Below are 7,811 nucleotides of genomic sequence, written 5' to 3'. Positions count from 1 at the left end.
TATGGTCGCACGTTGTCCTTGGCACAACGATCGACGACCTTCTTTGACCGTCAATCCCGAACGGCAGACGTGGAAGTGTTGGGTTTGTGATATCGGCGGCGATATCTTTAGCTATGTCATGCAGCGTGATGGGCTCGATTTTCCATCCGCGCTACGCGTGTTGGCCGAGCAGGCTGGTATCCCAATTGACGAGCTACGCGGCGGCAAAAAGACCGTGTTTGGCAGCCCCGATGATCGGCCGACGCTGTTCGCGGCGATGAAGTTGGTTTCGGATGCGTATTTCGAGCAACTCGAAAGCGGGACAAGCAACGACGCCAAGATCGCTCGCGATTACTTGGCCTCGCGTGGCATCGATGACGAGAACCGCAAACGTTTTCGCATCGGCTTTTCGCCCGAGTCATGGAGCTTTGCGATCGACCTACTAAAGCAGCATGATTTTAGTGCCGAGGTTGCCGAGGCAGCTGGTTTGGCGATCAAGCGAAACAAAGGCGACGGGCATTACGATCGCTTCCGTGGCCGGTTGATGTTCCCGATTCATGATCTGCAAGACCGTCCGATCTCGTTGGGCGGACGTTTGATTCCCGCGATCGCCGCGCGACGTGGCGAAGAGAAGGCGGGTGCCAAGTACATCAATGGTCCTGAGACCAAGTTATTTCGCAAGTCACATCAACTGTACAATTTGCAACTCGCGCGTGAATCGATCCGTCGCGGTGGTGATGCCTTGGTGATGGAAGGCTACACCGATGTCGTCGCCGCTCGCCAATCCGGCGTCGAGTCGGCGGTTGCCGTGCTGGGAACCGCCTTGGGCGAAGATCACATTCGTTTATTGAAACGATTTGCAAAGCGAGTTGTGTTGGTGCTCGACGGGGACACCGCCGGTCAAACACGCGCCGATCAAGTGCTCGAGCTGTTTGTTCGCGCTGATGTCGATATGCGAGTGTTGACGTTACCCAACGGTAACGATCCCGCGGACTTTTTGGCGTCTCAGGGGCGCGCCGCATTTGACGAATTAGTCGCCACAGCCCCCGACGCACTCGAGCATAAACTGAATCGTTTGACTGAGGGTGTGGATGTCACCAATGACACGCATAAGGTGACTCAAGCGATCGAAGTCTTGTTGGGGATTATCGCTCAAGCGCCGCGCGGAGCGAATTTGAAAGTCGACCAGTTGATGTTGCGAATGTCGCGAACGTTTGGTTTGCCAACCGAGCGACTGCATGAACGGCTCGAGGAAGTTCGCAAGACCCGTTCGCGAGCCGCCGCGAAACATCGCGATTCGCGTCCTCGCGACACCCGGCCAGCGCGCCCGACCGGACGTCCCTCGCCGCCGCCCAAGAAACCAAGCAAACCCAGCGCACCGCCGTCGGAGTCGTTTGATCCGAACGCGGCGTTTCTCGAGTCGGCGGAGTTTGAAGGCGATTTTGCTGGCTACGACGATTTCAGCGGCCCACCCGATTTCGGCGGCCCACCTGAGTTGGATATGCACAGCGACTTTGGCATGGCGCCGCCACGTCCATCTTCGCATTCGGATCGTCCTCAGCCACTCAGTGGGATCGATCGCGAGTTGTTTGAAACGCTGATCGAATCACCCGAGCTTGCAGCGATGGCGGTCGAATCGGTCGATCCCGATTGGCTCGAATCGAACACGGCAAAGATGTTGTTGTCGGCTTATCAGGATTTGGATCTCCAGGGCCGCGACTTAACACTCGAGTCGTTGATGTTGGTTCTCGAGAACGATGATTTGAAAAACCAAGTGGTGGCACTCGAGGAACGCGTGCGTCGTCGCGGCGACCAATCCACACAAACGACGTTTGAACGTTACGCAGGCGTTGTACTGCGCTATCGCGAACGAGAATTTTCGGCAGAAAAAAACCGACAAATTGCAAAACTGGCTTCTTCGGCATTGGCAGAAGACGAAGAGGAGGCTCTATTGAAAGAGCTGTTTGACGCCGAGCGAACGCGTCACCAGATGAAGAAAGAGTAGCTTGAGTGATGCTAGCAAATGATAGCATTTCAAGTCAATACGAAAATACCAAAACGATGCATAAGAGCTAAACGCAAGAGCTCACCGAACACATTCGCAAACATTACTGTTTCCAATCAATCGAAGGAGCCACTGACACCCCGCTTCAGACCGTCCCGATTCAATACCACATCATCGTTGATGTCTTTCTTATAAAAAGACGCCCGCCAATGGTGATCGATCAGAGGAGCTGATCATGTGCGTATTGTGTGAAATAGGATTTTTCAATCGACCCACGGTGCCAGGATTCGGCACTAAAAAAACATGAGGTTTTCAGATGCAATTGATGGACCAAGATCTTTCTCAACTTATCGCTCGTGGAACCAAGGATGGATTCCTCACCTACGACGAAGTCAACGCCTACCTACCGGATGAAGACGTCAATCCGGAAAAACTCGATCGCTTGATGCAAGCGATTGAGCGCCACGGGATTCAATTAATCGAGAAGGCTGAAAAGAAGGCGATCGTTGCAGCGGGCAAAAAGCCTGAGCCTCGCGTGGCCGAGATGCGATACAGCGAAGACGACGATGCACCCCTGGTTTCGGCGGAATTGCCCAAGGCCAGCGACGATCCGATTCGCATGTATTTGAGCCAAATGGCTGAGATCCCTTTGCTGACTCGCGAGCAAGAAATCTCGTTGGCGAAGAAGATCGAAATCACGCGTCGTCAATATCGCCGCATGTTGTTGGAATCCGACTACGCTCTTCGCAGCACCGTCGATACATTGCACCGAGTGCATAATGGCGAATTGCCATTTGATCGCACCATCAAGGTGTCGTTGACCGAGCGATTGACCAAAGAGCAAATCAGTGCTCGTATGCCTCACAACCTGCGAACGATCGATGTTTTGATGTCGCAGAACAAATCGGACTTTGAGCAACTCGTCCGCAAGAGTGTCTCGCCTCGTTTGAAGGCTGAGATTCGTCGCCGATTCATCCGCAACCGCCGCAAGTGCTTGCAGCTGGTTGAAGAACTGTCGCTTCGCAGTCGCCGCGTCGTGCCGTTGCTGGGACAGCTCGAGAAGATTTCACGCCGGATGACCTTCATTCGTGATCGTTTGTCCGCGTTGGGCGACGACGCAATGAGCCGCGACGAAGCCGCAGATCTAAAGCAAGAGCTACGTGAATTGATGTTGGTGACTCAAGAGAGTCCCGAAAGTTTGCGTAACCGCATGACCAAAGTGCGTCGCCACTTTGATGAGTATGAAGCGACTAAGCGTCAATTGAGCAGCGGTAATCTTCGTTTGGTGGTTTCGATCGCCAAGAAGTATCGCAATCGCGGGTTGTCGTTCTTGGATTTGATCCAAGAGGGCAACACCGGTTTGATGCGAGCGGTGGACAAATACGAATATCGTCGTGGTTTCAAATTCAGCACTTATGCCACATGGTGGATTCGTCAAGCGATCACCCGAGCGATCGCGGACCAAGCACGCACGATCCGTATTCCTGTGCACATGATTGATGTGTTGAGCAAGTTGCGTCAGGCCCAAAAGCGTTTAACGCAAGAGCTGCGTCGCGAGCCGACGTACGAAGAGATTGCTTTGGCCACCGAAGTGCCACTGGAAGAGGTACGCCGTGTAATGGACATCGGACGCCACCCTGTCAGCCTGGATCGTCCGGTCGGCGAAGGCGAAGACAGCAGCTTTGGTGAGTTCATCGAAGGCAGCGAAGATGACAATCCAGTACGCGCGGCCGCCAGCGGAATCTTGCGAGGCAAAATCGACGAATTGCTCAAGACGTTGACATTCCGCGAACGCGAGATCATCCGGCTTCGCTACGGTTTAGTTGACGGTTACAGCTACACGCTCGAAGAGTGCGGCCGGATTTTCAAGGTCACTCGGGAACGCGTTCGCCAGATCGAGGCCAAAGCGGTCGCGAAGTTGCAGAGTCCATCGCGAGCGGATCGCTTGAGCGAATTTCTGAAGACGGCTGCCTAAACCGCCGTGCTGCGAAAAACGTTGCGAAACGAAGCGTAACGAAACTCGTCAAGAGTTTCGTTTGCTCTTGAGGGCGGCCGCTACTGAGCCGCGATTTTCGCTGCATTTTATGCGAACGTGCCCGCTGGGCACTTTGTGAGATCCGGACGCTTCGGCGTCTTCGGTGGCGGCTCAGGTGGTGTCAGATCGACGTCCAAAGCGATATGCTATACGGTCCGTTAATCATATTGCTTCGGTTCCCACTGGTCTTGTCGTCATGTCTACTGGTTCGAATATCGAAATCAGCGCTTCACTGCTTCGCACGCTTCACCGTATCCACCGTCAATTGACTGATCTGCGTGGCCAACTATCGCGTGGGCCACGCCAGATCAAAGCCGGGGAAGCCATGGTCGCGAAGGCTCAAGCGGATGTGGATGAGTTGCAGGAGAAGCTGAAGAAAACAAAGTTGGCTTCGGACGAAAAGCAACTTCAGTTGAAGTCGCGTGAGGCACGGATTGTCGAAATCAATGTCAAACTGAACACAGCGGCGAGCAATCGTGAGTTCACCACGTTTAAAGAGCAGATTGCGGCAGACGAACAGGCCAACAGTGTGCTCAGTGATGAGATCCTCGAGGGGCTCGAGTATATCGATGAGCTGCAAGCCGAGTTGGATTCGCTGAAAGCGGAGCTCGACAAGCAGAAATCCGAGCACGAGCAACGAGTGGTCGATGTTCATGCCAAGATGGAGCATTTGCGAGCAGAGCTCGAACGCGTCCAAGCGGAGCTTGTGGAAACCGAAAAAGAAATTCCCAGTTCCGTGCGTCCTGATTACGAGCGGTTGACCGGATCGAAGGGAGAAGAGGCGCTGGCCCCGATCGATGGCGATTCTTGTGGTGGATGCTACCAAACGCTGACGACTCAGGTGATGAGCCAATTGCAGCTATCGCGGTTGGTGCGCTGTCCCAACTGCAACGCATTTTTATATCTGCCGGAAAATCGCCGCGTCACCTGAACGCCAAGTCACCTTAGTGCTGCGTATTCTCGGCCGAGCAGATTTGAGATTGCAAACCTCACCAAATTTTTTGCGTTTAGGCGAGCCACCCGGTCTAAATCGACCGTTTTTCCCACCACAACCGGGCGAGGCCCCACGCCGTAATACGACTAAAATCGATAATGCATATCGCGGTTGCGGGGGGACACGAACGGATGACGGAATGCCGGCGAACCAGACTTGGTTTCGGGTTTGCGACGCAGAAGACGTTTTAGCAACCGATTGACAAAAAAATTTGCAAATTTATTTTCCGATTTTTGGCGGTCCTTTCTCCCTAGATTTAGCGGCAAAGCAAGGCAAAACAGCCGCTTTTCGATTTCGTTTTGAGCGCAATAAAAATGGTAATCGTGGGCATTGTGGGAGCTCCGGCGGGTGGGAAATCAACCGTTGCTCGCTATCTACAGGGACTCGGAGCCACCTGGGTCAACGCCGATCTGATTGCCCGCGAAGTGCTGAATCAACCCCCGGTTGTGGCCAAGTTGGTCGAGCGTTTTGGTTCGGAAATTGCCGATGCAGAGGGGAAAGTCAACCGCTCGAGTCTTGCGGAGGTGGTTTTCGGGGATGACGACGCGAGTCGCGCCGCATTAGACTATTTAGAGTCGCTGACCCATCCGCCTACTCGCAACGAAATCCTAAAACAAATCCGGCAATCGGAGGCCCAGGGCGTTCACGTCCTGGTACTGGATGTCCCACTTCTATTCGAATCAAAGTGGGATCGAGCTTGTGACGAGATTTGGTGTGTCGATTCCCCATGGGCACATCGGTTGCAGCGAGCCGAAGAACGCGGTTGGGATGCAAGCCAGCTTTCCAAACGTGAAACCAACCAACTTTCCATTGAAGATAAACGCCGGCTTAGTCACCGCGTCCTACGTAATGATGGTTCGCTCGAAGATCTTTTCGAGCAGGTCCGCCAGCTTTACGCTAAGTTAAACGATTGCAGTGGAGCATCCTCTCCGGATCGACATTGTTTCGGAAGCGACGACGGCTAAGCCAACCCAAAAAACATTTCTCTTTTCTCTACCCGATCTGCTTGAATTGAATTCTCGCACTCACACCTTCCTACCCATCTCTTTTCCAATCGACTGTCCTGCCAGCGCCGATCGATCTCGGCCTAATCATCATGCAATCCAATCAACCACCTCGCGATCGCAATAGTCGCGGCTCGAACGACAAGAGCGGTCCGCGCGAGTACCGCAATTACCAACGTCAAAACCATCGTCCCCGGCATCCCGACAAAGAGGTCGATCAACGGATTCGCGAACTCGATGCCGAGCGGGATCCGTTGTCGTTGCCCGAAGAAATTGTCAGCGAAGCGAACAAGATCGGCGAGAAGGTCGGGATTCCCAGTGGTGATTCCGAGACGCCGCAGCTGAACATCGCTCAGTTGCAAAAGATGCCCCAAGACGCGCTGACGGCGATGGCCGAAGCCGAGGGGATCAAGGTCGCCAAAGCAGGCGGAAAGCAAGAATTGATCTTTTCGATTCTGAAGCAGCGAATGAAAGCCAATGGGCTGATGTTCGGCGAAGGAACGCTTGAAATCCTGCCGGACGGATTTGGATTTCTCCGCAGTGCGCAGTACCACTACGTTTCCTGTCCCGATGATATCTATGTGTCGCCAAGCCAAATACGACGATTTGGTTTGCAAACCGGCAGCCATGTGGCCGGCCAAATTCGGCCACCCAAAGAAAACGAGCGATACTTTGCTTTGTTGCGGATCGAGGCGATCAATCGCCGTGACCCAATGGGACGCCAGAATCAGATCCCGTTTGACGAATTGACGCCGCTACACCCTGATCACCGCATCATGATGGAGCACGATAGCAAGGAATTGAGCACACGGGTTGTCGATATGTTGACGCCGGTTGGCTTTGGTCAACGCGGTTTGATTGTCAGCCCTCCGCGTGCGGGTAAGACGATTCTGATGCAACAATTGGCCAAGGCCGTATTGAAGAATTATCCGGAAGCCTATGTCTTTATCCTGTTGATCGACGAGCGCCCCGAAGAGGTCACCGACATGGAACGCGAAGTTCGCGGTCCGCAATGTGAAGTGATCAGCAGCACGTTTGACGAACCGGCTCAGCGGCATATTCAAGTCGCGCAAATGGTGATCGAAAAAGCCAAGCGGATGGTCGAAACCGGAGTCGACGTGGTCATCTTTTTAGATTCGATCACGCGTTTGTCTCGCGCCCACAACAGCGAAGGCGAATCGACCGGCAAATTGTTGACCGGGGGACTTGATGCCGGAGCACTGCAAAAGCCAAAGGCGTTGTTCGGATCGGCTCGTAAGGTCGAGGAAGGCGGGTCGTTGACGATTCTAGCCACGGCGCTGGTTGATACCGGCAGCCGCATGGATGATGTGATCTTCGAAGAATTCAAGGGCACCGGGAACCTCGAAATTGTGCTCGATCGCTCGCTGGTCGACCGCCGCGTTTGGCCAGCCATCGACATCAGCCGCAGCGGAACTCGCCGCGAAGAAATGCTGATGGATCCAGAAGAGTATCGTCGGATTTCGGCGCTTCGCCGTGCGTTGGCTGAGCTTTCGCCCGCCGACGCAATGCAAGATTTAGTAACACAGCTTAGAAAAACCCAGAACAACGCCGAATTTTTGATGAGTTTGAAGGATGTCGATTGAAGTAAGTGGAGTGGACGGCAAGTTGCCCGAAGGAAAGATTGCGATCATCGCGAGTCGCTACAACGAAGCGATCTGCGATTCGTTGGTCAAGGGCGCCACAAGTACCCTGTTGGGGGCCGCTATGATGCTGCCAGCATCGTGATCGTGCGTGTTCCCGGTGCTTGGGAGTTGCCGATAATGGCGGCGCGGA

At 54.0% G+C, this 7,811-nt stretch carries 6 protein-coding genes; all 6 read left to right on the top strand.

The window, feature by feature from the left end:
- The coding region (gene dnaG, locus RMSM_RS10565) for a DNA primase (protein WP_008695209.1) at positions 1-1,984 on the top strand (1,984 nt) is incomplete at its 5' end.
- A 316-nt stretch (positions 1,985-2,300) separates the two neighbouring features.
- Positions 2,301-3,959, top strand: coding sequence for a sigma-70 family RNA polymerase sigma factor (locus tag RMSM_RS10560; RefSeq protein ID WP_008695208.1), 1,659 nt, complete (start codon positions 2,301-2,303; stop codon positions 3,957-3,959).
- A 256-nt stretch (positions 3,960-4,215) separates the two neighbouring features.
- Positions 4,216-4,950: a zinc ribbon domain-containing protein gene (locus tag RMSM_RS10555; protein WP_008695207.1), complete on the top strand. Its 735-nt coding sequence runs from the start codon at positions 4,216-4,218 to the stop codon at positions 4,948-4,950.
- A 362-nt stretch (positions 4,951-5,312) separates the two neighbouring features.
- The gene (coaE, locus tag RMSM_RS10545; protein ID WP_144057549.1) at positions 5,313-5,978 is read left to right on the top strand and encodes a dephospho-CoA kinase; all 666 of its coding nucleotides are present in this window, start codon (positions 5,313-5,315) and stop codon (positions 5,976-5,978) included.
- A 131-nt stretch (positions 5,979-6,109) separates the two neighbouring features.
- A complete protein-coding gene (gene rho / locus RMSM_RS10540) occupies positions 6,110-7,621 on the top strand; it encodes a transcription termination factor Rho (RefSeq protein WP_008695204.1) in 1,512 nt (503 codons plus the stop codon).
- Positions 7,611-7,763, top strand: a complete 153-nt coding sequence (locus RMSM_RS39740; RefSeq protein ID WP_144057548.1) for a 6,7-dimethyl-8-ribityllumazine synthase — start codon at positions 7,611-7,613, stop codon at positions 7,761-7,763. Before rho ends, RMSM_RS39740 begins: the two co-directional genes overlap by 11 nt.
- The last annotated feature ends 48 nt before the right edge of the window (positions 7,764-7,811 follow it).

Origin of the sequence: Rhodopirellula maiorica SM1, from assembly GCF_000346295.1 — a bacterium.
Classification (GTDB): Bacteria; Planctomycetota; Planctomycetia; order Pirellulales; family Pirellulaceae; genus Novipirellula; species Novipirellula maiorica.
This window is presented reverse-complemented; position numbering and strand designations above follow the sequence as displayed.